At 71.9% G+C, this 24,846-nt stretch carries 17 protein-coding genes and 1 tRNA gene; 10 read left to right on the top strand and 8 right to left on the bottom strand.

Annotated features, from left to right (window positions below):
- Positions 1-2: 2 nt before the first annotated feature.
- A complete protein-coding gene (gene ettA, locus ACFQVC_RS14685; RefSeq protein ID WP_381830825.1) occupies positions 3-1,667 on the bottom strand; it encodes an energy-dependent translational throttle protein EttA in 1,665 nt (554 codons plus the stop codon).
- Positions 1,668-1,912: 245 nt separating this feature from the next.
- On the opposite strand from ettA, the gene ACFQVC_RS14680 reads away from it, so the two are divergent.
- Entirely contained in the window at positions 1,913-2,440 is a 528-nt protein-coding gene (locus ACFQVC_RS14680) for a hypothetical protein (protein WP_381830824.1), read from the top strand.
- A 212-nt stretch (positions 2,441-2,652) separates the two neighbouring features.
- Here ACFQVC_RS14680 and ACFQVC_RS14675 read toward each other — a convergent pair whose 3' ends face one another.
- From ACFQVC_RS14675 to ACFQVC_RS14660, 4 genes are all read right to left on the bottom strand, one after another.
- Entirely contained in the window at positions 2,653-4,092 is a 1,440-nt protein-coding gene (locus ACFQVC_RS14675; protein WP_381830823.1) for a Cys-Gln thioester bond-forming surface protein, read from the bottom strand.
- Between the two features lie 216 nt (positions 4,093-4,308).
- Positions 4,309-4,845 (bottom strand): single-stranded DNA-binding protein, encoded by a 537-nt coding sequence (locus ACFQVC_RS14670; RefSeq protein ID WP_381830822.1) that lies wholly within the window; start codon positions 4,843-4,845, stop codon positions 4,309-4,311.
- A gap of 125 nt (positions 4,846-4,970) precedes the next feature.
- The gene (locus ACFQVC_RS14665; protein ID WP_417851982.1) at positions 4,971-6,848 is read right to left on the bottom strand and encodes a YfjP family GTPase; all 1,878 of its coding nucleotides are present in this window, start codon (positions 6,846-6,848) and stop codon (positions 4,971-4,973) included.
- Positions 6,849-7,015: 167 nt separating this feature from the next.
- Positions 7,016-8,632 carry a dynamin family protein gene (locus ACFQVC_RS14660; protein ID WP_381830820.1) on the bottom strand — a complete coding sequence of 539 codons (1,617 nt, stop codon included), beginning with the start codon at positions 8,630-8,632 and terminating at the stop codon, positions 7,016-7,018.
- 308 nt (positions 8,633-8,940) lie between these two features.
- On the opposite strand from ACFQVC_RS14660, the gene ACFQVC_RS14655 reads away from it, so the two are divergent.
- The 8 genes from ACFQVC_RS14655 to ACFQVC_RS14620 all read left to right on the top strand — a co-directional run bounded on the left by ACFQVC_RS14655 (position 8,941) and on the right by ACFQVC_RS14620 (position 18,742).
- Positions 8,941-9,016, top strand: a tRNA-Arg gene (locus ACFQVC_RS14655).
- 225 nt (positions 9,017-9,241) lie between these two features.
- Positions 9,242-11,011, top strand: a complete 1,770-nt coding sequence (locus tag ACFQVC_RS14650; RefSeq protein WP_381830819.1) for a protein kinase domain-containing protein — start codon at positions 9,242-9,244, stop codon at positions 11,009-11,011.
- A 247-nt stretch (positions 11,012-11,258) separates the two neighbouring features.
- Positions 11,259-13,205, top strand: a complete 1,947-nt coding sequence (locus ACFQVC_RS14645) for a protein kinase domain-containing protein (RefSeq protein WP_381830818.1) — start codon at positions 11,259-11,261, stop codon at positions 13,203-13,205.
- Positions 13,206-13,648: 443 nt separating this feature from the next.
- The gene (locus tag ACFQVC_RS14640) at positions 13,649-14,440 is read left to right on the top strand and encodes an AfsR/SARP family transcriptional regulator (RefSeq protein ID WP_381830817.1); all 792 of its coding nucleotides are present in this window, start codon (positions 13,649-13,651) and stop codon (positions 14,438-14,440) included.
- A 315-nt stretch (positions 14,441-14,755) separates the two neighbouring features.
- Positions 14,756-16,354: a penicillin-binding transpeptidase domain-containing protein gene (locus ACFQVC_RS14635; RefSeq protein ID WP_381830816.1), complete on the top strand. Its 1,599-nt coding sequence runs from the start codon at positions 14,756-14,758 to the stop codon at positions 16,352-16,354.
- Positions 16,355-16,526: 172 nt separating this feature from the next.
- Positions 16,527-16,928 (top strand): VOC family protein, encoded by a 402-nt coding sequence (locus ACFQVC_RS14630; RefSeq protein ID WP_381830815.1) that lies wholly within the window; start codon positions 16,527-16,529, stop codon positions 16,926-16,928.
- Between the two features lie 248 nt (positions 16,929-17,176).
- Positions 17,177-17,737, top strand: a complete 561-nt coding sequence (locus ACFQVC_RS14625; protein WP_381830814.1) for a hypothetical protein — start codon at positions 17,177-17,179, stop codon at positions 17,735-17,737.
- A 135-nt stretch (positions 17,738-17,872) separates the two neighbouring features.
- The gene (locus ACFQVC_RS14620) at positions 17,873-18,742 is read left to right on the top strand and encodes a class F sortase (RefSeq protein WP_381830813.1); all 870 of its coding nucleotides are present in this window, start codon (positions 17,873-17,875) and stop codon (positions 18,740-18,742) included.
- On the opposite strand, the gene ACFQVC_RS14615 is transcribed toward ACFQVC_RS14620, so the two are convergent.
- From ACFQVC_RS14615 to ACFQVC_RS14605, 3 genes are all read right to left on the bottom strand, one after another.
- Complete coding sequence (locus tag ACFQVC_RS14615) at positions 18,693-20,414, bottom strand: beta/alpha barrel domain-containing protein (RefSeq protein WP_381830812.1); 1,722 nt, start codon at positions 20,412-20,414, stop codon at positions 18,693-18,695. The genes ACFQVC_RS14620 and ACFQVC_RS14615 overlap by 50 nt on opposite strands.
- Before the next feature lie 102 nt (positions 20,415-20,516).
- Positions 20,517-22,280, bottom strand: a complete 1,764-nt coding sequence (locus tag ACFQVC_RS14610; RefSeq protein ID WP_381830811.1) for an FAD-dependent oxidoreductase — start codon at positions 22,278-22,280, stop codon at positions 20,517-20,519.
- A complete protein-coding gene (locus ACFQVC_RS14605; protein ID WP_381830810.1) occupies positions 22,270-24,186 on the bottom strand; it encodes an AMP-dependent synthetase/ligase in 1,917 nt (638 codons plus the stop codon). The genes ACFQVC_RS14610 and ACFQVC_RS14605 overlap by 11 nt, the downstream gene beginning before the upstream one ends.
- A 185-nt stretch (positions 24,187-24,371) precedes the next feature.
- Between ACFQVC_RS14605 and ACFQVC_RS14600 the strand changes: the two genes are divergently transcribed.
- Positions 24,372-24,839: an SCP2 sterol-binding domain-containing protein gene (locus tag ACFQVC_RS14600; protein ID WP_381830809.1), complete on the top strand. Its 468-nt coding sequence runs from the start codon at positions 24,372-24,374 to the stop codon at positions 24,837-24,839.
- Positions 24,840-24,846 lie beyond the last annotated feature (7 nt).

Raw genomic sequence — 24,846 nt, 5'->3', positions numbered from 1 at the left:
CCTCAGCCTCGGGTGAGCTTCTTGTACGTGGCACGGTGCGGACGCGCCGCGTCCGGGCCAAGACGCTCGATCTTGTTCTTCTCGTACGACTCGAAGTTGCCCTCGAACCAGAACCACTTGGACTCACCCTCGTACGCCAGGATGTGGGTGGCCACCCGGTCCAGGAACCAGCGGTCGTGGGAGACGACCACGGCGCAGCCCGGGAAGTCGAGCAGAGCGTTCTCGAGGCTGGAGAGCGTCTCGACGTCGAGGTCGTTGGTCGGCTCGTCGAGGAGCAGCAGGTTGCCGCCCTGCTTCAGGGTGAGCGCGAGGTTGAGCCGGTTGCGCTCACCGCCGGAGAGGACTCCGGCCGGCTTCTGCTGGTCCGGGCCCTTGAACCCGAAGGCCGACACATAGGCCCGCGACGGCATTTCGACCTGGCCGACGTTGATGTAGTCGAGCTCGTCGGAGACGACGGCCCACAGCGTCTTCTTCGGGTCGATGTTCTCGCGCGACTGGTCGACGTACGAGATCTTGACCGTGTCGCCGACCTTGATCTCGCCCGAGTCGGGCTGCTCGAGGCCCTGGATCATCTTGAACAGCGTGGTCTTGCCGGCGCCGTTCGGTCCGATGACACCGACGATGCCGTTGCGCGGCAGCGTGAAGCTCAGGTCGTCGATCAGGAGCTTGTCGCCGAAGCCCTTGCTGAGGTTGTTCACCTCGACGACGACATTGCCCAGACGCGGGCCCGGCGGGATCTGGATCTCCTCGAAGTCCAGCTTCCGCATCTTGTCCGCCTCGGCGGCCATCTCCTCGTAACGCGCAAGGCGCGCCTTGGACTTGGCCTGCCTGCCCTTGGCGTTGGACCGCACCCAGTCCAGCTCTTCCTTCAGCCGCTTGGCACGCTTGGCGTCCTTCTGCCCCTCGACCTTGAGACGGGTCTGCTTCGTCTCCAGGTACGTGGAGTAGTTGCCCTCGTAGCCGATGGCACGGCCGCGGTCGAGCTCCAGGATCCAGCCCGCGACGTTGTCCAGGAAGTACCGGTCGTGGGTGATGGCGACGACGGTGCCGGCGTACTTGGCGAGGTGCGCCTCGAGCCACTGCACGGACTCGGCGTCCAGGTGGTTGGTGGGCTCGTCGAGGAGCAGCAGGTCGGGCGCCTCGAGCAGCAGCTTGCACAGGGCGACGCGGCGCTTCTCACCGCCGGAGAGGTTGGTGACCGGCCAGTCGCCGGGCGGGCAGCCGAGGGCGTCCATGGCCTGCTCGAGCTGGGCGTCGAGGTCCCAGGCGTTGGCGTGGTCCAGGTCCTCCTGGAGCTTGCCCATCTCCTCCATCAGCTCGTCGGTGTACTCAGTCGCCATCTGTTCGGCGATCGCGTTGAACCGGTCGAGCTTGCCCTTGGTCTCGGAGACGCCCTCCTGGACGTTCTCGAGGACCGTCTTCTCCTCGTTCAGCGGGGGCTCCTGCAGCAGGATGCCGACGCTGTACCCGGGCGACAGGAACGCGTCACCGTTCGACGGCTGCTCAAGCCCGGCCATGATCTTGAGAACGGTCGACTTACCGGCGCCGTTCGGTCCGACCACACCGATCTTCGCGCCAGGCAGGAAGCTCAGCGTGACGTCGTCAAGGATCACCTTGTCGCCGTGCGCCTTGCGCGTCTTGCGCATCGTGTAGATGTACTCAGCCAAGAGAAACCGTCCGGCAGAAGTGGAAGTGGGCAGATACACCCCATCTTGCCTGACGGGGGGCGCACGATGGAAACCAGTATCCGAGCGGGCCGGTGACCTGCCGGTTCCCAAGTCCCCTTCGTAGGCGACCTGTCACCTTTGGTCACCATTGACGACCCCTGGGTGCCCGCACGCGGCCCGGAGACGGCCTGGTCCGCGACACCCACGGTCTTCCGCCGTGACGCCGGTGACCACACAATCGCCGCATGCCGGATAGCACCTTGTGGGTGGCCTGCCTCACGGCCGGCACCGCTGTCGCAGCAAGCTGGGTCACCAGCCAGGGCAGCCTTCGCGCCGCCAGAGAGCAGGCCGGCGCTGCGGCGGCGGCGCAGCGGGCCAACGTATTGGCCAAGTCACGCCGCGACTCCTATATCGAGGTGGTCGACCAGGCCCATCGCATGGGGGCCCTGTACCGCGAACTGCCGGAGGTCCTGTCCATGCCCGCCGGCTCGGGCAAGGAAGCCGCTGTGCAGGAGCACGCCAGGCGCCTGCGAGAGGCCTACGGGCCATTCACGCGCGCCTGCGACGTGATGATCGTCGACGGCGGAAACTCTGTGGCCGAAGCGGTCAAGGCCGTCTTCAGGGATTCCCGGGCGATCTACATGTGCCTCCTCGGCGCGCCACAAGGCGAAGATGCCGGCACCGTCTACGGCACAGCCATCAGGTCCTATTGGGAGTCCGTCAACGCGATGGTGTGGGAGATGCACCGCGAGGCGAACCGCGACCGCGCCTGACGGCACAACCGCCCCCGATAGCCATCAGCACATCTCGCCGACCCCCGGCTCAGGACGACCGCCACGACGGCCCCCCACTGCCGGGGGGAGACGGGACGGTGCCGCGCGTGTGGGCGGCGGACGAACCATCCGGGCGCCGCGTCTGTCGTCGGCCGGGCCGGCCCCGCGCGTGTGGGCGGCGGGGCCGGTGGGCTCGGGGAGTCGCCGGGCGGCTACTCGCTTGCCTCGTCCTTCTTCTTGCGGAGCAGGAAGACCGCCGCACCGCCGACCACGAGCAGGACGACCGCTATGCCCGCGATCATCGGGGTGGCGCTGGAGCCACCGGTCTCGGCGAGGTCGCCCGCGCCGCTGGCGGTGCCGCCCGCCGAGGCCGGGCTCGGCTGGCTGGACGGCTCGGCCGAGTCCCCGCCCGCGCTGCCGGCCGTCCTGCAGTCGAGGACGCCCTTGAACCGCTTCTCGAAGCCGTTCGGCCCGGTGATCGTGAAGTCGTAGGCCTGGTCTTCCTGCAGCGGGATCGTGACGGTCCGCGCGTCATTCGCTGCGACGGTGTGCTTGAAGCCCATCAGCTCGAAGGTGAACGGCTCGTCGCCCTTGTTGGCCGCCGTGATGTCGACGCCGCCCTTGGCGCAGTTCCGCTGGGCCGACAGCGCGGGTATCGCACCCGTCTTCGCCCAGTTCGCGGTGGCCGTGGCGGACACGGTCGACTCGCTGGAGCCGGCCAGGATCTGTGTCTGGCTCTTTGTCTCGGAGGCGAAGGCCCGGCCGACGGGCACCGTGGTCGAGGCCTGCACCGTCAGCTCGGCCGAGCCGTCGGTGGCGCCCTTGGGGACGTCGAAGTACAGCTCGTGCCCATTGCCCGCGGAGGTGAGGGGCTTGCCGTCCTTGCCGACGACCTTGACGCCGCTCGCCGCGTCCGCGGGCGGGGCCACGGTGACGCTCTCCGCGTTGGTGCGCACGGTGACCGGTCCGAGCCGCTCCCCCGCCTTGCCGGAGACCGCGGGCGGATCGAGGCTCAGCGAGGCCTTGGGCTCGGGGAGGTCGCGGGCGCTCTTCTGCAGATAGTCGGCGAGCTTCTCGGCCTGCGGGTCGAGCGCCTGGACGTCGGCGCCGTCCGAGTAGCGCCAGATGGCCACCTGGGTGCCGGCGGCCGCGGCCTGCTCGGTCAGCCCGCGGGCTCCGGCCTTCTTGGCCAGCGCGGCGAGATCATTGACCTGCGGGTAGGAGTTCTGCAGGATCCAACGGATCTTTCCCGCCTGCGCGTTGCTGTTCAGTGAGGTCGCGCTCCAGGGCGTCTCCTGGTACTTCGCGTCCTTCTGGGTCGGGTTGTGGATGTCTATGCAGTACGTCTGCAGCATGCCGCCGTCGTCCACGGCCATCTCGAACAGGCCCGCCGAGACTCGCTGTTCCTCGCCGTCCTCGCGTATGACGGCCTGGCCGTAGGTCTTCAGTCCGCCCAGGGTCGCGGTCGCGCCGCCCTGGTGCTGTGGGACCTCGTCGGCGGCCGCCGGACTCGCGCCGATGGTCGTGCCGGCCGCAGCCAGACTCGCCACGAGTGCCACGACGGCGCGGCGAGCGGTACCGCGCCGACGTACTGAGAACGAAGAAAACACTGAATTCCCCTTCGGGCGGGATCCGTTCGCATGGGGGGTCATGTGGGGGTGCGGTCCCGCCAGCAGCATCAACTGCCCCGTGAGTTACGCCCGGCATCCTATGAACGCGGCGCACCGCGCATCTCTGTCATGCCATCAGATAACCGTTCCGACTCGGAATCGTTATCGTGGCTAACAGTCGTGACCTGGCCTTATCGACAAATCCCCGGCTGACTCAGAGCCTCATGCGGCGATATGCCGGACATCGCATCCGGCCTGTCACTGACTCGGCGCGGATTCGAGTACGGGCTCAAGCGCGGGTTCGAGTGCGGGTTCCGTCACGGGGGCGGCCGCCGGGCTTTCCCACTGCGGTTCATCGACCGCTCCCTCTTCCCGCCCGTCCCCCGAACTCCCGTCAGCAGCCGGATTTTGATGCTGCATCACATCAGTGGCAGCGCGGCCGGGAGCCCGCCGGAACGCCGAGGTGCCCCGGGTCAGGTCGTGGCCGACGGCCGTCGCCTCGATGTCCGCCGATGTCCAGTGCTGGCCCCCGCGCTCCTCGTCGCGCACCTTCAGGCGCCCCTGCACGACGAGCGGTTCGCCGACCGATACCGACGAGGCCACATTGGCCGCGAGCGAGCGCCGGGCCAGAACCGTGAAGAAATTGGTGTGGCCGTCCTTCCAGGCCTGTCCGGCGCGGTCGAAGACGCGCGCGGTCATCGCCAGCCGGAAGCGCACCACCGGTCCGTACTGCGTCTCGCGGAACACCGGCTTCGTCGCGACATTCCCCACCACTGTCACCATCGTCTCGTTCATTTCGTCCCCTCCTCCGAAACGCGTACGGGCTCGTCCCGTACGGCTGCTGCGAAGACCGACCGGCGAGGCGATCTGCCGCGATCTCAGACTGCAGCCAACGAGACGAGCCCGCTTCGGCCTGTGGACTACCGGCCGGTTGTGGACAACTCCGTCACCCTTCCGGGTTCGCGGCCGGAGCGCCTCGCACCCGCGGCCCCGACGGGCCCGAGAGCGCTCATGGACCCCGTCCCATGCCCCGCCCCCGCGACCCCCGTGACCTTCACGTACTGCTCCCGCACCTCCCGGTACCGCAGCAGCTCGGCGGCGACCGGATCGAGAACCCGGGCACGGCCGCAACCTGCCGCCGCTTCCCGGAGTTTGCGCTCGGCTTCGAGGCCGTACCGCCGCGCGGGCCCGCGAGCCGCCATCCGGCAGGCCCACTCGACCCCCGGGCCGCCGATGATGCCCGCGACCATGAGCAGCACGGGTGAGCCGAGGTTGGGCTCGAAGACCCCGATGACCTGGCCCAACAGCCAGATTCCGCCGATGATTTGGAGCAGCGTCATGGAGGCCTGGGCGAGCACCGCCATCGGCCACCAGCCCGGGCGCGGTGGCCGCCTGGCCGGCACGGCCGCCGTCGCCGCCAGTTCGTCGAGCGCTTCCGGCAGCCCCTGCGCGCCGCGCGCCGCGGCCTCCCTGACCGCCTGCGCCCACGGCCCCGGCAGTCCGGAGGCCGCCTCGTCGCCCACGGTGCGCACCGCCTGCTCCACGCGCTGGCGTGCCGTGGCCTCTTCGTCGGCGGGGGCCGTGGGGGCGGCCTTCTGGCGCAGGCCGGGCGCGCGCTGAGCCTCGTACCAGCGATACAGACGCAGCCATGGAGTGCCGCAGGCCTTGCCCGCGTTTCTGCGCCAGGCGCGCTCGGCGGCCTGGCCCGCGGCCGCCGCGCCCACGGCGTCGGCCAGCCGGTCGGAGAACTCCTCGCGGGCCCGCTCACTGAGTCCGACGCGCCGGCCCGCGGCGTACAGGGGGCGCAGGCGGGCAGCGGCGGCATCCAGGTCGGCGGAGATCCGGCGGGCCGCGGCGCCACGTTCGGCCACGAACTGGCCGAGGGTCTCGCGCAGTTCACCGACCCCCTCGCCGGTGAGCGCGGAGAGGGAGAGCACGGTGGCGCCCGGTTCGCCGTGCTCGCCCAGGGCGATGCCGTCCTCGTCGAGGAGGCGGCGCAGGTCGTCGAGGACCTGGTCGGCGGCGTCGCCGGGCAGCCGGTCGGTCTGGTTGAGGACGACGAAGGTGACTTCGGCGTGGCCGGCCAGGGGGCGCAGATAACGCTCGTGCAGGACGGCGTCCGCGTACTTCTCCGGATCGACGACCCAGATCACGGCGTCCACGAGGGTGAGGATGCGGTCCACGTGCTCGCGGTGCTCGGTGGCCGCCGAGTCGTGGTCGGGCAGGTCCACCAGAACCAGGCCCTCCAAAGGGGCCCCTTGCCCGGTGTTCTGCAGTGGCCTGCGGCGCAGCCGGCCCGGGATGGCGAGCCGGTCGAGCAGTCCGGCCGCCCCGTCGGTCCAGCTGCAGGCGAGCGGCGCCGCGGTGGTCGGACGGCGCACGCCCGTATCCGAAATGGCCACGCCGGCCAGGGCGTTGAAGAGGGTCGACTTGCCGCTGCCGGTGGCGCCCGCGATGGCGACGACGGTGTGCCGGTCGGAGAGACCGCGCCGGGCGGCGGCCTGGTCGAGGACGCGGCCCGCCTCGGCGAGGGTGCGGCCGTCGAGGCGGGTGCGGGACAGGCCGACGAGTTCACGCAGGGCGTCGAGGCGGGTGCGCAGCTGCGGTTCGTAGACCGTGCCGTGGTGGGGGTCGTCATCGTGGTCGTACGTGTCCACGCGCGCGTGGTGCTCGGTGAGCGCCTCGGCGGGCTCGGCGGGCTCGGCGGCATCGTTCACGCGGCGGGCGATGAGACCGTCGTCCCAGGCGCGACCGTCCTCGCCTTCCCCCCTTTCGTCCTGTACGCGTTCGTCCTGCACGCGCGCGTGGGAGCCGTTTTCGTCCTGCTCGCGTGCAGGGCCGCCGTCCTGTGTGGTGGCCGCGGCGGCGGACTCGGTGTGCGCGACGGGCTCGGTGTGCCCGGCGGACTCCGGGTGTTCGGTGGGCTCCTGCCCGCTGGTGTGGTCAGTGACGGCAGTCACCGCGGTCACCTCTCCTTCTGCAGTACGGACAGCGCGGCGATGAGTTCCGCCTGCGGTTCCGCTTGGACGTCGAGGGCGTCCAGCGGTGCGAGCCTGCGGTCACGTTCGGCCCACAGGACGTTCTCCACGTACGAGGTGAGCAGGCGCCCGCCCCGGTCGCGCAGCTTGAGCGCGCCGTGGGCGCCGATCCGCTCGGCGAGCGTCTCTCCTGCGGAGCGGGCCCTCCGGCCGCCGAGCAGGGCCGTGGCGAGCAGCGCTGCCACCACCTCGGTGTCCGGCGGATTCTCCAGGCCGCGGACCTCGTCCTCGGCGTACTCCTCAAGGACCCGCCGCCATCGGCGGACCGCCAGACCGATCCGGTGCTCGGCGCTCTCCGCGTCGGGCTCCCCGTCGGTGAGTTCGCCGGCGCCCGCGGCGGGCTCGCGCCGCCAGGCCTCGTCGACACGCTGGTCGGCCGCGGAGACCGAGCACAGGAGCAGCGCGCCCAGGCTCTCCACCAGCGCGTCGAGGAGTTCGCCCGCGCCGCAGTCCAGCGGGTAGCTGCGCCAGCGGCTGAGGGCACTGCCCGCGAGCACGCCGCCGGCCTGCAAACGGCCCCGCACGCGCGCGTGCTCGCTGCTGTACGCCTCTTCGACGACGGCCGTCAGACGCAGCGAGGCCGCGTACTGGGCGGCGACGGCACCGGCGAGCTCCGGCATCCGGGAGTTCAGGGAGGTGAGCAGACCGGACGCGGTGCGGCTCATCGCGTGGGCGCGGGCGGCCGGGTCCTGGGCGCGATGGGTGAGCCAGGCGCGCAGCGGAGCCACCGCGGTGGCCGGCAGGAGCCCGCCGCCGCCCGCGGACTCGGGCAGTTCGGGGATCGTGAACCGGGGCACTTCGCCGAGCCCGGCCTTGGCGAGCAGCGCGCCGTACTGCCGGGACACCTCGGCGACGACCTGGTGCGGCACCCGGTCGAGCACCGACACGAGGCTCACGTCGTACTCCTTGGCCGTACGCAGCAGGTGCCAGGGCACGGCGTCGGCGTACCGCGCGGCGGTCGTCACCATCACCCAGACGTCGGCGGCACAGATCAGCTCGGCAGCGAGTTCGCGGTTCTCGGCGACCAGGGAGTCGATATCGGGTGCGTCCAGAAGAGCGAGACCGCGCGGCAGCGTGGCCGCCGTCTCGATGCGCAGGACGCCCTCACCCGGCTCCTCGGCCGGTGGCGCCGCGGCGTTCCTGCCACTCTGCGGCTCGTCCTGTTGTGGCACCCATACGCGCGTGAGGTCGGGCAGTACGCGCAGTCCCGCGAACCACTGGTGGTCTTCGGGATTGCACACGAGTACCGGCGTCCGCGTCGTCGGCCGCAGCACCCCCGCCTCGCTGACCTGCCGCCCCACAAGGGAGTTGACCAGCGTCGACTTGCCGGCTCCCGTCGATCCCCCGATGACGACGAGCAGCGGCGCTTCGGGCTGCCGCAGCCGGGGCACGAGATAATCGTCAAGCTGTGCAAGGAGCTCGTCCCGGTTGGCACGCGCGCGTGGCGCGCCCGCCAGTGGGAGCGGAAAGCGCGCGGCGGCGACACGGTCGCGCAGGGCGGAGAGTGCATCGAGCAGCTGAGGCCGTACGTCCAAGGTCACCACATGCGAAGAATGCCCAATTTTGACGGCTTTCTGAAGGATATGGCCTTTCTGCGCGCCGATCGGACACTCGAGACAGACGGGACGACTGGGGCGCAGGCATAACGAGTGCACAACACCCGGGGCGCGAGACGCGAAAAGCGCTGCAGGATTCGTACCTGCCTGCGATTATCAGGACCGCTTCACCGAACCTCCACATCGTGCCGCGGAGGCGAAGCAACAGGGACAAGGACCCAGGAGCCCTATCCTTGTCCCCGGCAAGGTCACGGATCTGCCCCACACCCGGGCTCCAGGCCACCGGCCACCACCCGGCCCCCGTAGCTCAGTGGATAGAGCAGGCGCCTTCTAAGCGCTTGGCCGCAGGTTCGAGTCCTGCCGGGGGCGCCATACAGAAAGTCGGCGCCGGAGAGGTTCTCTCCGGGCTCGCCCCTTCCCCGCCGTCCGGGCCGAGTGCCCCTGGTCCGGGCTGCCCGTGCGGGATGCCTGTCGCTTCGGCGACCGCCGTGGCCCGAGGGCGATATGGATCGCGGCGCCGGGTGGGGCGGGTGGCTGCGATAGCCTCGGCCGGCCGGGTGGAGGGTCCAGAGGCTGGGCCGGAGGTACGGGGGTGTCATGCCGGGGCAGGACGTCGAGGAGGCGCTTGCGCGGGCCGGTGCGGGGCGGCTGCGGAGCGGGGATCCCGCGCGGATCGGACCGTACGTACCGCTCGGGCATCTGGGCAGCGGCGGCATGGGCCGGGTGTATCTCGCGCGGCCGGCGGACGGGCGTGACGGGCTCGCCGCGGTCAAGGTGATCAGACCGGAGTACGCGGAGAACGCCGAGTTCCGGCGGCGCTTCGAGCGGGAGGCGGCCGTGCTCGCGCGGGTCCGGAGTCCCCATGCGCCGCGGCTGCTGCACACCGGGTCCGACGACCTGCTGTGGATGGCCACCGAGTATCTGCCCGGACCCAGTCTGTCGGAGGCCGTGCACGAGTTCGGGCCGCTCCGGGCCCCCGGTGTGTGGTGGCTCGTGGGCGAGCTGGGCCGTGCGCTCGACGAGCTGACCGCGGCCCAGGTCGTACACCGTGACCTGAAGCCCTCCAACGTGATCCTGGCCGCGCACGGCTCGTACGTGATCGACTTCGGGATCTCGCAGGCCGCGGACGCCAGCTCGATCACCACCACCGGCAAGGCCGTCGGCACACCGGCGTACATGTCGCCCGAGCGGCTGCGGGACGGGCGGGCCGATGTCGTGTCCGATGTGTTCTCGCTCGCCTGCACCCTGGTCTTCGCCGCCACCGGCCGGGCGCCGTTCGGCGACGGCACCGGTGTGGACGTCATGCACCGGGTGGCGTTCGAGGAGCCCTACGGCGATGTGATCGAGGAACTCGTCGCCGCCGACCCGGACTTGGCCGATCTGCTCTCCGCCTGCCTGGCCAAGGACCCCGCCCTGCGGCCCTCTCCGGGGCAGCTCGTCGAAGCGGCGGCGGCCCGGCCGGGGCCCGGGCACTGGCAGGAGCCGCTGAACTCCCAGGTCCTGGCACGGCAGGGGGCGTACGAGGTCCTCACCCGGGTTCCCGTGGAGCAGACCGTGCATTTGCGGACGCCGGGAGCGGCTGCGGGCGCGGGCGCGGCTGCCGGTATGGGGGCGGGGGCCGTGGCCACGCCGACGCCCGCTCCCGCCTCCCCGCCGCCCATGCCCACCCCCGTGCAGACCGTGCCGCAGCGGTCCGGCTCCCCCGCCGCCGCCCCGCGCGGCCGCAAGCGGCGGCTGTACGTCACCGTCGGCGCCTCATTCACCGTGTGCGCCGTGGCCCTGACGGCCTTTCTGCTCACCGGCCAGGGCGATGAGGGCGGGCCGGGCGGTGGCTCCAGGAACGACAACGCGCGTGCCACGCCCGGGAGTTCGGTGAGCGAGAGCGCCGCGCCCGGACCCACCGGCGCCTCCGGCCTGTCGTCGCCCTCTTCCTCCGGTTCCTCCGATTCCTCCGAGAAGGGGCAGGGCGACGAGTCGGCGCGGCCGGACGCGAGCCGGTCCGCGAGTGCGAGCGGCGCCGACGACCGGCCCACGCCCAGCGCCACCGAAAAGCCGGGAGGCGGGGGAAGTTCACCGAGCTCGCCCCCGAAGCCGAGCCCGTCCAAGCCCGCCGTACCGCCGTGGATCTCCCAGTGCACGTACTACTCCGGCACCGAGATCACCCGCTACGGCGACAAGGGGCAGCGCGTGGTGCAGGTGCAGTGCATGCTCAGCAAGCGGGGTTACGGGATCGGGGGCGCGGGCGTGGACGGGCAGTTCGGGGACGACACCCGGGCCGCGGTGAAGAAGTTCCAGAGCTCCCGCGGCCTGGCGGTCGACGGCGAAGTGGGGACCAACACCTGGGCGGCGCTGCGCAGCAGGACCTGAGGCCCGCTTCCCGTCAACCCTGCCGCCGCTCCCATCGACAGGACCTGAGGCCCGCTTCCCGTCAACCCTGCCGCCGCTCCCATCGACAGGACCTGAGGCCCGCTTCCCGTCAACCCTGCCGCCGCTCCCATCGACAGGACCTGAGGCCCGCCGCCGCCATTCCCATCAAACAGAAGCCCCCCGGGTGCCGACTCGTGACCTTCATCGCCGAGAGTGGAGGCGTATGTCGAACCAAGGGGGACCCCACATGGCAGGCCACGCGGCGCAGACTCCGGACGAGGCCGCGTTCGGAAGCGGCGGCAACGGCGGTGGCAGCGGCGGCGGCGAGGGCCCCGGCGGCGGACATATCGGCCCCTACCGGCTGTTCGATCTGCTCGGGGCCGGCGGGATGGGCCGGGTGTACCTGGCGCGTTCGGAGGGCGGGCGGACCGTCGCCGTCAAGCTCATCAAGGCGGAGCTGGCCGCCGAGCCGGAGTTCCGCGAGCGGTTCCGGCAGGAGGTCGCCGCGGCCCGCCGGGTGGGCGACCGGTGGACGGCGCCGGTGCTGGACGCCGACACCGAGGCCACCACTCCCTGGGTGGCCACCGGCTATATCGCCGGGCCCTCGCTCGAGTACGTCGTCTCGCGGAGCCACGGCCCCCTGCCCGCGCTGTCCGTACGCACCCTCGCCTACGGCCTCTCCAGCGCCCTGCTCGACATCCACGGCGCGGGACTTGTGCACCGCGACCTCAAGCCGTCGAACGTCCTCGTCACCATCGACGGGCCGCGCGTCATCGACTTCGGTATCGCCCGCGCCCTGGACTCGGTGCCCGAGTCCACGCTGACCAGCGCCGGCATGGTGGTCGGCTCGCCCAGTTTCATGTCGCCGGAGCAGATCAGGGGCGAGCAGGTGACGCCGGCCAGTGATGTGTTCTGCATGGGCGCGCTGCTCGCGTTCGCGGCCACCGGGCGGCCCCCGTTCGGCGGCGGCGGTTCCGGCGGTGTGCACGCGGTGATGTTCAAGATCGCGCAGGAGGAGCCGGACCTGGAGGGGGTCGAGGAGCCGCTGCGCACCCTGATCGCCGAGTGTCTCGCCAAGGACCCGGCGGCCAGGCCCGCGCCCGAGGAGGTCGTCGGGCGGGTGCAGCCGGTGGCCACCGGCACCTCGACACCGCCGTGGCTGCCCGCCCAGCTCATCGCCGAACTGGGGCGCCACGCCGTGCAGTTGCTCGATACGGACACGCCGCCACGGGCCACGGCGGTGCCGGCCGCGACGCCCGAGCCGGGCACCGTACACCTGCCCGTACAGCCCGGCCTTGAGCACGGCCCGCAGCCCGGCCATGAGTACAGCCCGGAGCACGGGCCCGGGGCGATGGCGGCGGCGACTTATGAGCCCGCTCCCCCGCCCAGGCGCACCGGGCGGCGGATCGCGGCCGGTATCGCCGCGCTCGCCGTCGTGGCCGGCGGGATCTTCGCCGCGTCGGCGGCGGGACTCGTACCGCTCGGCGGGGACGAACAGCGCGGCGCGGACGGCGGGACCGCGTCCGATGTGCCGGGCGGATTCGTCGGCACCTGGGCGGGAGAGGTGCAGCGCGACGGGCAGCCCACCGGGCAGTACCGCCGCTTCGTCATCACCGAGGGCCAGTACGGCGAGGTGGTCGCCAACAGCATCAGCCTCGGCAAGGACTACGAGTGCAAGAGCGACGGCAAGCTGGCGGGCAAGGCGGCCGGCGGCAGTTCGCTGCGGCTCGACACCAAGGTGGTCCGCAGCGTTCCCGCCGGCAACTGCTCGGCGCTCGGCGCGCACACCCTCGTCCTGGAGGGCGCGGACGCACTGCGCTGGGAGGCGGCGGGACGCACCGCGGTGCTGCGCAAGATCGCCGGTCCGGAGAAGCTGCCGCGGGAGCTGATCGGCACCTGGCAACGGAAGCTGGCGAGCGGCGGCACCCAGCGGATGACCGTCACGCAGGAGGCGGTGGGCAGCCCCGCCGCCAGGCTGGTCTCCGACGGGGCGGGCGAGCACTGCGAGGCGGGCATGGACCTGGTCTCCGCGGGCGAGGAGGGCGGTGACATCCGTCTCGCACCGCCCGCGCTCGACCGGGCGGCCTCGTCCGGGGCGTGCGTCACGGGTACGTCGTCGGTCCTGCGGATGATGAACGGACAGCTGATGCGGGAGTTTCCCGACGGGCAGGTGCTCGCGTACTCACGGGTGTGAGGCGTCCGGCACGGGTGTGAGGCGTCCGGCACGGGTGTGAGGCGTCCGGCACGGGTGTGAGGCTTCTCGGGGGGCGGTGCACAGGACCGGCGTACAGGACCGGCGTACGGGACCGGCGTACAGGACCGACGTACAGGCCCGGCGTACGGGACCGGCGTACGGGACCGGCGCACAAGGCTGCCGTTCGGGGCCGCCGTTCAGGACAGCCATACGTACGCAGGGTCACAAAACGTCCATCATTTGACCTTCCGGATTTTCCCTACGTACTGTCGCGCGGAAGAAAAATTCGACCAAAGCGACACGATCACGCGCATCCTTCCCTGCCGGGCCGCGCCGACCAGAGCGGTCCGACCCGCGGGGCCGCCCCCGACCGGGGCCGGCCCCGGCCCCGCGTGTGCTCGGCACCCGAACCCGGGGGGACTCTCATCAACGCCCGTACCGCCATGCCGACTTCGCCTGCCCGCATCACCGTCTCCCTGCTCGGCCCCGTGACCGCCGCCACCGGCGGGGGCGGCCTCGCGATCTGCGGGGAGCGGCAGCGCAGACTGCTCGCCTCGCTCGCCCTCTCGCTCGGCGAGGTCGTCCCGGTCGAACGGCTCGTCAAGGACATCTGGGGCGACGAGCCGCCCCGCACCGCCTCCGGGCAGCTGCAGACCGCGATGTGGCGGCTGCGGCGCGCCCTCGAACCCGCCGACGCGGACAGGACCGCCTTCGTCACCTATCCGGCGGGCTACCAGCTGGACCGCTCGGCCTGCACGTCCGACGTGGCCGAGTTCCGTACGAAGGCGGCCGAGGCCAAGGAGCTGCACAGGGAAGGGCTGCGGGAGCCGGCCGTGGAGCGGTGGGAGGAGGCCCTGGCCCTGTGGCGGGGGCCCGCGCTCGCCGATGTCTCCGGCAGCGCGCTGCGGGCCAGGGCCACGCGCCTGGAGGAGGAGCGGCTCGCGGCGCTGGAGCAGCGGATCTCCCTGGAGGTCGAACTCGGCCGCCACGCGCGGGTGATCGGGGAGCTGTCGGACCTGGTGGCGCAGCATCCGTTCCGGGAGAGCCTGCACGCCGAGCTGATGCTGGCGCTCTACCAGGCGGGCCGGCAGGCGGAGGCCCTGGCCGCGTTCCGCCGCGTGCGGGCGCTGCTCGACCAGGAGTTGGGGATCTCTCCCGGGGCCCGGCTTGTGGAGCTGGAGCGGGCGATCCTGCGCCAGGACCGGGCGCTGCTGCCCGCGCCGGCCTCCTGCTGAGGCACCTGCCGGTATGGAAAGGCGGCCGAGAGCGTGACGAGAGCGGCAGCACCTAGCGTCCCCGGCATGGTGCATAACGACCCATATGACCCATGCCGGCCCAGTGACCCATGCGGGCCCAGTGACCCATGCGGACACAGTGACCCATGCGGACACAGTGACTCATGCGGACCCAGTGACCCATGCGGACCCAGTGACCCATGCGGGCCCAGTGACCCATGCGACCTATACGACGGCCCGCACCTGGATGTGCCGGGCGAACCGCCACCACGAAAGCGGCGCCGCCTCCGGGCTCGTACCACCGCCGCCGTCGTCGTGGCGCTCGCCGTGCTCGGCGGTGGCGGCTACGGGGCGTACCAGGTGGCGTTCGGCGGCGGCGACGGCAGCGACGGCGCGCAGGACGCGGAAGTGGCCGCCGCGCGCGAGCAGGTGCAGAAGTTCCTGGACGCCTGGGCCGAGAACAAGCCGGCGCTCGCCGGGAAGTTCACGGACACTCCCGCGGGGGCCGAGTCCCTGATCAGGTCCGTCATGACCAATCTGAAGCCGGAGCGGGCCGAACTCGTCGCCGCGGCGGGCGAGAAGCGGGACTCGGGCGAGGTCAGCGTGCCGTTCCGGGTACGGCTCGGCATCCCGTCCGCCGGGGAGCTCGCGTACAACTCCCGGGCCTCGGTCGTGAAGCGTTCGGGCACGTGGACCGTGGCCTTCGGGACACCGCTCGTGCACCCGGAACTCGCGCCGGGCCAGACGCTCGCCCTGAAGTCGTCCGGCCGCCGCGCCCCTGTTCTGGACGCCGAGGGCGACGACCTGCGCGCGCCCTCGCTGCGGGGCCTGGTGGACGGCGACGGCAAGGGCATATCGGGCCTGGAGGCGCGCTACGACAAGGAGTTGTCGGGCGGCGGCTCCGGCCGGGCCGTGGTGATCGCCGACCGCGCCTCGGGCCGGCCGGTCACGGACCTCGCCCCGACGGGCGAGGGCAGACGCAAGGGCGGGCGCGAGGGCACGCCGATACGGACCACCATCGACCCGAAGGTGCAGGAGGCGGCCGCCGACGCTCTGGAGGGCGTCGGCAAGAACGCGGCGATCGTGGCCGTCGAGCCGTCCACCGGGCATGTGCTAGCCGTCGCCAACAAGCCCGGAACGGGGCTCAATCGGGGGCTCGCCGGCCAGTATCCGCCGGGGTCGACGTTCAAGGTCGTGACGGCGGCGGCGCTGCTCAAGTCGGGGCTCGGGCCCGGGGACGCGGCGGCGTGCCCGAAGTTCGCGGAGGTCGACGGGCAGCGCTTCGAGAACCAGAACCGGTTCACGCTGCCCGCGGGTTCGACGTTCAGGGACTCCTTCGCCCACTCCTGCAACACCTTCTTCGTCGGCGCCCGTGACCGGGTGGCGGGGTCCGTACTGCCCGAGACGGCGAAGGCGTTCGGGATCGGCGGCCACTGGGACACGGGGGCCGGTGGCTACTCCGGGTCCGTCCCCGTGCCCCGCACCGACAACGAACTGGCCGCCGCCGCACTCGGCCAGGCCAGGGTGGAGGCCTCGCCGCTGGTGATGGCGTCCATCGCGGCGACGGTGAAGGACGGCACGTTCAAGCAGCCGGTGCTGGTGCCCGGGCAGGTGAAGAACCGGCACGCGGCGCCGTCCCGGCTCGGCCCCGAGGTGCTGAGCGGACTGCGCGAGATGATGCGCGCCACGGTCACCGAGGGGGCGGGGCACGCGCTGCGCGGGGTGCCGGGCGAGCCGCACGCGAAGACGGGGACGGCGGAGTACGGCACGGCGAAGCCGCCCAGGACACACGCCTGGATGATCGGTTACCAGGGGCGGGACGACCTGGCGTGGTCGGTGTTCCTGGAGGACGGCGGCTCGGGCGGCTCGGACGCGGGGCCGGTCGCGGCACGGTTTCTGCGGAACTTGGCGTAGCGGGCGGGGAGTTGGACGGCGGCGGCGCCCACGCCGCCGCCGTCCCTCGCGGGAAAAAAGGGGTGGCCCCCCGTGCCCCCGCTCCCTAAGATCCCCGGCACGGCATCGCGCGTTGGTCACCGGCCAGGTGAGCGTGGAGGTGCCCGTGAGATGCCCGTGGAGGCATTCCACCGTGTCAGCCGAGTTCAACCACACCATCATTCACGCCCGTGACAACCGGGCCTCCGCCGAGTTCCTGGCGCACATCCTCGGTCTGAGGACCGGCACCGAATGGGGACCCTTCGTCCCCGTCGAGACCGGCAACGGCGTCACCCTGGACTTCGCGTCCGTCCCGCCGGAGTCGATCGTCATGCAGCACTACGCCTTCCTCGTCACCGAGGAGGAGTTCGACGGCGTCTTCGAGCGGATCGAGGCGGCCGGGATCGAGTACTGGGCCGATCCGCACGGCAAGCAGCCCGGGGAGATCAACCACAACCACGGCGGCCGCGGCGTCTACTTCATGGACCCCGCGGGCCACGGCATGGAGGTCATCTCCGCGCCGTACGGCAGCCACGCCGGGGCGGCCTCCTCGTAGCGGCGTACGGCAGCCACGCCGGGGGCCCGGGTCGGCCCCCGGGGGTGGCGTCGGCGTGGGCCCGTACGGCTGAACGCCCTGTGCGGCCATCCGGCGGAGCACATCACCCGCACAGGGACCCCTCGGCGCCCAGCGCATGCGCGCGGGGCGCCGAGCGCATTGGCTCTAAGCCACGGAGCACGGGACCCACCCAGATCCGGCGGCACCTTGGGGGTGCTGCCTCCCGGGCTTCGGTGGAGGACATGCTCATGCGTACGACTCGAATATCCCTGCGCTCCGGTCTGACCGTCGCCGCCGTCGCCGCCGTCGCCGCCCCGCTCGCCCTGGCCGCGAGCCCCGCGGCAGCGGCAGCCCCGACCGCGACGGCCGGTATCAACGTCTCCGCCACCGGCTCGATGGTGCAGGTCACCACCACGTCCTGCCCCAACGGCGGCAAGGCCTCGCTGATGGGCAACGGGAACGCCAGCTTCGCCGGGGGCGAGCAGGTCGACCTTGCCGGTGGGAGCGCCAGCCAGAGCGCCTCATGGCAGGGCGTCAGTCCAGGCACGTACACGGTTGCGGTGGTGTGCACGGGCGGTGCGTCGGCCGGTTCCCAGCGGGTCACGGTCAGCAGCACCACCCCGTCCAGCAGCCCTTCGCCGAGCGTCCGGCCCACCACACCGAGCGGCCAGGTCAGAGGTGGCCTGGGCGGCGGTGCGGGCGAGGACACCACGGTGCAGATCGCCGGTGGCGCCGCGCTCGCCCTGACCGCGGGGCTCGGCGGTACCTGGCTGATACGGCGCCGGCGCGGCCGCGGCAGCCACAGCTGAACGGCGCTCTCCGCCGCTGCCCGGGTCATCCGTGGTGGCGGCGGGCGACGGCCCGCCACCAAGCAGTAGCCGTACCTACGGAAGTAGCCGTACCGCCGTACCTACGGAAGTAGCCGTACCTACGGAAGTGAGCCCGTGGCCTCCTCTTCGTATCGCGTACTCCCCCGGGTCAAGGCCCCGCTCGCCGGCCTGACCACGCTCGGTGTGCTCATCGGCGCCTGGATGATGGCCGAGGGCGTACGGGCCCAGGAGCAGCCGCCGCGACCGCCCGCGGCGGGTGACGCGCGGTCGGTCGGTGCGGGCGGCACGATCGCACCGCTGCCCGCGTCCCGGCCGGTGCGGATCCGGATTCCGGCGATCCAGGTGGAGGCGCCGCTGATGGGTCTGAGCCTGCTCCCCGACGGCAGCCTCGATGTGCCGCCGGCCGATGTGCCGCAGCTGGCGGGCTGGTTCCAGGACGGCACCTCGCCGGGTGCCGTGGGCACGGCGGTCACCGCGGGCCATCTGGACTCGGCGACGGGTCCTGCCGTGTTCTACCGGCTCGGCGCGGTGCGGCCGGGGCAGACGGTCGAGGTGGACCGGGAGGACGGGCGGACCGCGGTGTTCACCGTGGACAACGTCGAGCTCGTGCCGGGCGATGCCTTCCCGGACGCCAAGGTGTACGGCCAGTCCGACCGGCCCGAGCTGCGGGTGATCACTTGCGGGGGCACGTATACGCGGGCGACGGGCGGCTATCAGGGCAACACGGTGGTGTACGCACGGCTCACGGATGTACGGGAGCCCACGGCGGCGTCGCCGTCACCGGCCCCGAGCTGGTCGCCGACTGCCGTCGCCCCGCCTTCACCGGCCCCGAGCTGGTCGCCGACTGCCGTCGCCCCGCCTTCACCGGCCCCGAGCTGGTCGCCGACTGCCGTCGCCCCGCCTTCACCGGCCCCGAGCTGGAGCCCCACGCCCCTTACCCCGCCGTCACCGCCGTCACCGCCGTCACCGGTGCCGAGTTGGTGAGCCACTCCACCACGTCCTGTGCGCCGTAGGGAGCTCCGTCCGGGCTGAGGTCCGTGAGGAAGTCCAGGTCCTGGCCGAGGGTGACGACGGGCGGCTCGACGGCGCCGCCCGGCCGGGTCTGGCCGAGGCCGACGGCGGCGAGCAGGCCGTTGCACAGGCACAGGCGGCCCTCGGTGGCGGCCTCGTCACCGCCCTTGCGGGCGTACGCCGCCTCGGGTTCGGCGGGGCAGCGGTAGCCGATCGTGCCCTTGGGGGTGCGGTAGGGGGTACGCAGATAGCCGAGGTCGCAGACACGGCCGCGGGCCGCGCGTACCTCCGGGCGGGCGAGGGTGCCGGGCAGGTCGGCGACCTTGAAGGGGAAGCCGGTCGGGGACGCGGCCGGGTCGTTGCGCACCCGCAGCGTGCCGGCGCGGGCCCGGTCCCGCAGTTCGCTCCGCAGTCCCTCGTCGAGCCCGGACTGCTCGCACAGGGCGAAGGCGCTGCCCACCTGCACTCCGGCCGCCCCCGCGGCCCTGGCCTCGGCGAGCCGCGCGGGGTGGGCGGCGCCGCCCGCGAGCCAATAGGGGATGCCGAGGGCGGCCATCTTCGCGAGGTCGGGATGGTCGCGCGGCCCGTAGACGGGCTCCCCGTCACCGTCGAGCCGCAGGGCGCCACGGGGCGGCGCACTGTGGCCGCCGGCACCATGCGTCTCGATGACGAACCCGTCGGGCCGGGTGGCCTCGTCGCGCGCGAGATAGGCGGCGAGCACGGGCAGCGAGACGATGGCAAGAACACCCGGACGGCGAAGGTTCGCGGGGGCGGGGAGGGTTCCGGCCGAGGCCGGGTCGCCTGCGACCGTGCCGGGGCCACAGCGGGCGACGCCGGGGCCCGTGGCGCCCGCCGGTTCAGGGACGGACGCAGCCGGGGCGGAGGGATCGGGGGCCGGGGCCGGGTCGGTGGGCATGGTGGCGGGGGCCGGAAGGTCCGTCGGCGCAGGGGCGGCCGGGGCGTGGGGGCCGGCCGCCAGGCCGTCGGGGCCTGAGGTGGCCGGGGCCGGGGTCGGGGTCGGGACGTAAGGGGTCGGGACGTAAGGGGTCGGGTCGAAGACGTAAGGGTGGGGGTTCTCGTCGCCGTCGACCGTGATCTTTACCGTGGCGCACTCGCCCCGCGCGAGGCGAGTGGCCAGTTCGGGGACGTATGCGGGGACTCCCGCGCCCACCAGTACCTGGTCGACGCCCGCGAGGATCGCGCCGAACAGGGCGGGGGCGATGGCCAGTTGGATCTTTTCCAGGTAGTTGACGCCGACCTGGCCGTCGTGGCCCTCCTTGGCGAGCCAGACCTCGACGAAGTTGCCGAGCACGGTGAGGAGTTCGGCCGGCTCGCCGCGTTCGACGCGCAGCATGGGCTCGGTGCGGAACCGCTCGCCGGGGCGCAGGCCGCCCTCCACGTGGAAGCGGTCCACGACGGCCCGCGCCAACTCCGGTACGGGGAAGGCCGCGAGGGCCCGGCGCACCGAGCCGTCGGGGTCGCCGAGCTGGAGCCGGCGGACCAGGACCGCGTCGAGTGCGGTGCCGGAGACGACGCCGAGCTGCCCCGTGCGGGAGACGGCGCGGGCGAGGCGCCAGCCGGAGACGCCGACGCCCATGCCGCCCTGGATGATCCGGGGCAGTGCCCCGTCGGCCGTCGTCGCCATCTGCTACCTCACCGCTCACCGGTCTCGAACCTACGGTTCCGTAGGTTCACGTGACCAGTCTTCGGCACGGCCGGGCGCACAGGCCCCGCCGAAGGGCCCGGCCTAGGGTGACTTCGGTCCCGAGTCGAGCCGCAGTTCCCCGTAGGCACCCTTCGGCACCACCGGCGCACGGGGCGGGACCGGGGCGAGGCGGCGGTAGCGCTGACCCGGGGCCGGGCGCGGGTCGGCCTCTCCCTTGTTGGGCCACAGGGACATCGCCCGCTCCGCCTGCGCCGTGATGGTGAGCGAGGGATTGACGCCGAGGTTCGCGGAGACGGCCGAGCCGTCGACGACCGAGATCCCTGGGTGGCCGTAGAGGCGGTGGTAGGGGTCGATGACCCCGGTGTCCGCGTCCTCACCGATCGGGCAGCCGCCCAGGAAGTGCGCGGTCAGGGGCCGGTTCACCAGCTCCCCCAGGTTCGTGCCCGCGAAGCCGCCGATCCGCTCGGCGAGCAGCCCGGCCGCCTCCCAGCCCTCGGGGATGTGCACCGGGTTGGGGGTGCCGTGGCCCTGTTCGGCGGTGAGTGTGCCGCGTCTGCCGAGCCTGGTGGTGAGGGAGTTGTCGTGGCTCTGCATGACCAGGCCGATGATGGTCCGCTCCGACCAGCGGTAGGTGGTGGCGGTGCGGGCCACCAGGAGCGGGTGGCGGGCGAAGGCGAGGACGGCGGCGATCGGCTTGGGCAGCTGCTGTGCGTACTGCGGCACACAGATCAGCGCCATCAGGTTGGAGCCCTTGCCGTAGCGGACGTTCTCGATGTGGGTGTTCGGGTCGGGGTGGATGGAGGACGTGATGGCCACGCCGCGTGTGAAGTCGGGCTCGGCACGGGTGCCACGGGCCTTGCGGTAGCGGCGCGGGAAGGTCAACGCCCCCACCAGCGCTTCGGAGTTGGTGCGGGTGAGCCGCCCGAGCCGCCCGGAAATCCGGGGCAGCAGCCGGCGTTCCCGCATGGTGTGCAGAAGTGTCTGGGTGCCGTAGGTGCCGGCGGCGAGCACCACGCGCCCGGCGGTGAGGGTGCGCTGCCGGCGCCGCCTGCGGCTGCCGGTGGGGGCGGTGGTGATCTCGAAGCCGTCGCCGTTCTCCTGTTCCCGTACGGCGATCGCGGTGGTCAGCGGGTGGATGACGGCGCCGGCCCGCTCGGCGAGGTGGAGATAGTTCTCGGTGAGGGCGTTCTTGGCGCCGACCCGGCAGCCGGTCATGCAGGAGCCGCACTGGGTGCACGCCACCCGCGCGGGTCCCGCGCCGCCGAAGTAGGGGTCGGGGACCCGGGTACCGGGGGCGGCCGTCACCTCGCCGCCGGCGTCCTCGCCGTCGCCGAAGAAGACACCGACGGGCGTCAGGCGGAAGGTGTCGCCCACCCCCATCCGCTCGGCGGTCTCGCGCAGCAGCTCGTCGGCCTCGGTGACGGTGGGGTTCTGGCGTACGCCGAGCATGCGCCGGGCCTGCTCGTAGTAGGGGGCGAGTTCGTCCCGCCAGTCGGTGATGGCGGCCCACTGCGGGTCGTTGAAGAACGGTGCCGGCGGTACGTAGAGCGTGTTGGCGTAGTTGAGGGAGCCGCCGCCCACTCCGGCTCCCGCGAGCACCATCACGTTGCGCAGGAGGTGGATGCGCTGGATGCCGTAGAGACCGAGCCGGGGCGCCCACAGGTAGTCGCGCAGCTTCCATGAACTGGTCGGCAGGGTCTGCCGGTCGAAGCGCCGCCCCGCCTCCAGGACACCGACCTTGTAGCCCTTCTCGGTCAGGCGCAGGGCGGCCACGGACCCGCCGAATCCGGAGCCGACGACGATCACGTCGTAGTCGTGCGCGGCGCTCGCGGGCTCACTCCCCATAGAGCGCCTCGATCTGCTGCGCGTACGCCTGCGCCACCGCATGCCGCTTGATCTTCAGGGACGGGGTGAGCAGCCCGTTGTCCTCGGTGAACTCGCCCTCCACGACGACGAATTTACGGATGGACTCGGCGCGCGAGACCGCTTCGTTGGCGTAGTCGACGGCCCGCTGGACATCGGCGAGCATCCTCGGGTCCTTGATCATCTCGGACATCGGGGTGTCCCTGGGTGCCTTGCGCACGGACAGCCAGTGCTCGACCGCGTCCGGCTCCAGGGTGATGACCGCGCCGATGAAGGACCGGTTGTCGCCGACGACGATGCACTGGCCGATCGGCGGCCGGCTGCGCAGCCGGTCCTCCAGGACGGCCGGGGACACGTTCTTGCCGCCACTGGTCACGAGGATGTCCTTCTTCCTGCCGGTGATCCGCAGATAGCCGTCCTCGTCGAACTCGCCGAGGTCACCGGTGGCGAACCAGCCGCCGTCCAGGACCTGTTCGGTGGCGTCCTGGTTGTTCCAGTACGAGCCGAAGACGATGCCGCCCTTGATCAGTACCTCGCCGTCGTCGGCGATCCGCACCGACGTTCCCGGCACCGGAAGCCCCACCGTGCCCGGTCGCGGGCTGAGCGGCGGGATGATGGTGGCGGCGGCGGTGGTCTCGGTCAGTCCGTACCCCTCGTAGATGATGATCCCGGCGGCGTAGAAGAAGAGGTTGAGGCGCCGGTCGAGGGGGGAGCCGCCGCTGATCGCGTAGCGCAGCTTGCCGCCGATCTCCTTGCGGACCCGGCGGTAGACGAGGACGTCGTAGAGCGCCCAGGCCAGATAGAGGCCGAGCGAGGGGCCCTTGCCCTTGCCCAGGAACTTGTCGAGATAGGCCTCGCCGAAGCGCACCCCGATCCGGTCGGCCCGCTCGAAGGACGAGCCGCGGCCGATCTTCTCCGCGGTGGCCCGCCCGGTGTCGTGGATCTTCTCGAAGAGATAGGGCACGCCGACCACGAAGGTGGGCTTGAAGGAGCGCAGTTCGGGGCGGAGTTCATCGGGCTTGATGCTCGGGCAGTGCCCGATCTCGATCCGCGCGAGCATGCAGGCGACCTGGATGACCCGGCCCAGGATGTGCGCGAGCGGCAGGAAGAGCAGCGTCGAGGCGACCTGGCCCGTGACCTCCTTGAAGATCGGGTGCAGCAGGTCGACGGTGTTGGCGGCCTCGGCGTGCAGATTGCCGTGGGTCAGCACACAGCCCTTGGGGCGGCCGGTGGTGCCGGAGGTGTAGCAGACGGTCGCGATGGTGTCGGGGGTGAGCGCGGCCCGCCGCTTGGCCACCTCCTCGTCGGGTATGTCCCGGCCCAGATGGGCGAGTTCGAGGACGGCACCGGAGTCCAGCTCCCACAGGCGCGGCGGTTCGGCGAGCCCGGCGACGGCCGTCTGGACGGTCCCGGTGTTCTCCGCCGTCTCCGTGATCACGAAGCGGGCCCCGGAGTCCCGGACGATCCACTCGATCTGCTCGGCCGACGAGGTGGCGTACACCGGCACGGTCTGCCCGCCCGCCGCCCAGATGGCGAAGTCGAGGACGGCCCACTCGTAGCGGGTGCGCGACATCAGGGCGACCCGGCCGCCCGGTTCGAGTCCTGCCTCGATCAACCCCTTGGCCGCGGCGGTGACTTCACGCGCGAAGGCCGCCGCCGTGACGGGCCGCCAGCGGCCGTTCTCCTTGCGGCGCAGGATCACCGCGTCGGGCGCTTCGGCGGCGTTGGCATAGGGAATGTCGGCGGTGGAACCCGTGCCGGCGCCGGACGCGAGGCTCGCGGTGCGCACCTCGCGTACGACACCGTCTTCCCTGATCAGCTCCGTATGGACGCGAGCCGCCAGATCGCTGCGCTGCTTCGCCCTCTTCAGATCCTTGCGTACGCCCATGATCGGCTCCGTTGTCGGCGTGCGGTGCTGTTCGCTGTCGTGCCGTACTGCGGTGCGGAGGTGGTGCGGGAGGTATTCCGAAGTTCTTTACGCATCCGTCAACTTACCGATGCGTAAGCAGAAATCAATGGGGCTGGCAATATTCTGACTTCTGAGTAAGCTTACTCGCGAGTAAGGAGGCTTCCATGGCGGACAGCGAGAACCTGGACAACCTGGCGGACCTGGACTTCGCGGGCGTATCCCCCGAAGAGTTCGCGAAGATAGTGAAGGGTCTTTCGAACAAGGAGATCAACGAGATCGCGCAGGACCAGACCCTGCGCACCCGCGTCCTCACCGAGGTGTTCGGGCGCATGGAGCGGCAGTTCAAGCCGGAGACCGCGGGCACGCTCAAGGCGCTGATCCGCTGGAAGATCGACGGCGTCAGCGAGGCGGTCTACGAGACCGACATCCAGGACGGCACCTGCACCGTCCGCGAGGGGCGCAGCAACGCGGAGCCGCGGGTCACGCTGATGATGGGCGACGCCGAGTTCCTCAAGCTGGTCTCGGGCAACGCCAGCCCCGTCACCATGTTCATGATGCGCAAGCTCAAGGTCGCGGGCGATGTCGCGCTCGCCTCCGGGCTCACCCGCTACTTCGACATCCCGAAGGCGTGAGGGCCCC

The organism is Streptomyces monticola, assembly GCF_042665355.1.
In the GTDB taxonomy this organism is placed as follows: domain Bacteria; phylum Actinomycetota; class Actinomycetes; order Streptomycetales; family Streptomycetaceae; genus Streptomyces; species Streptomyces monticola.
Note: the sequence above shows the minus strand (reverse complement) of the source record. Positions and strands in the feature narration are given on the sequence as shown.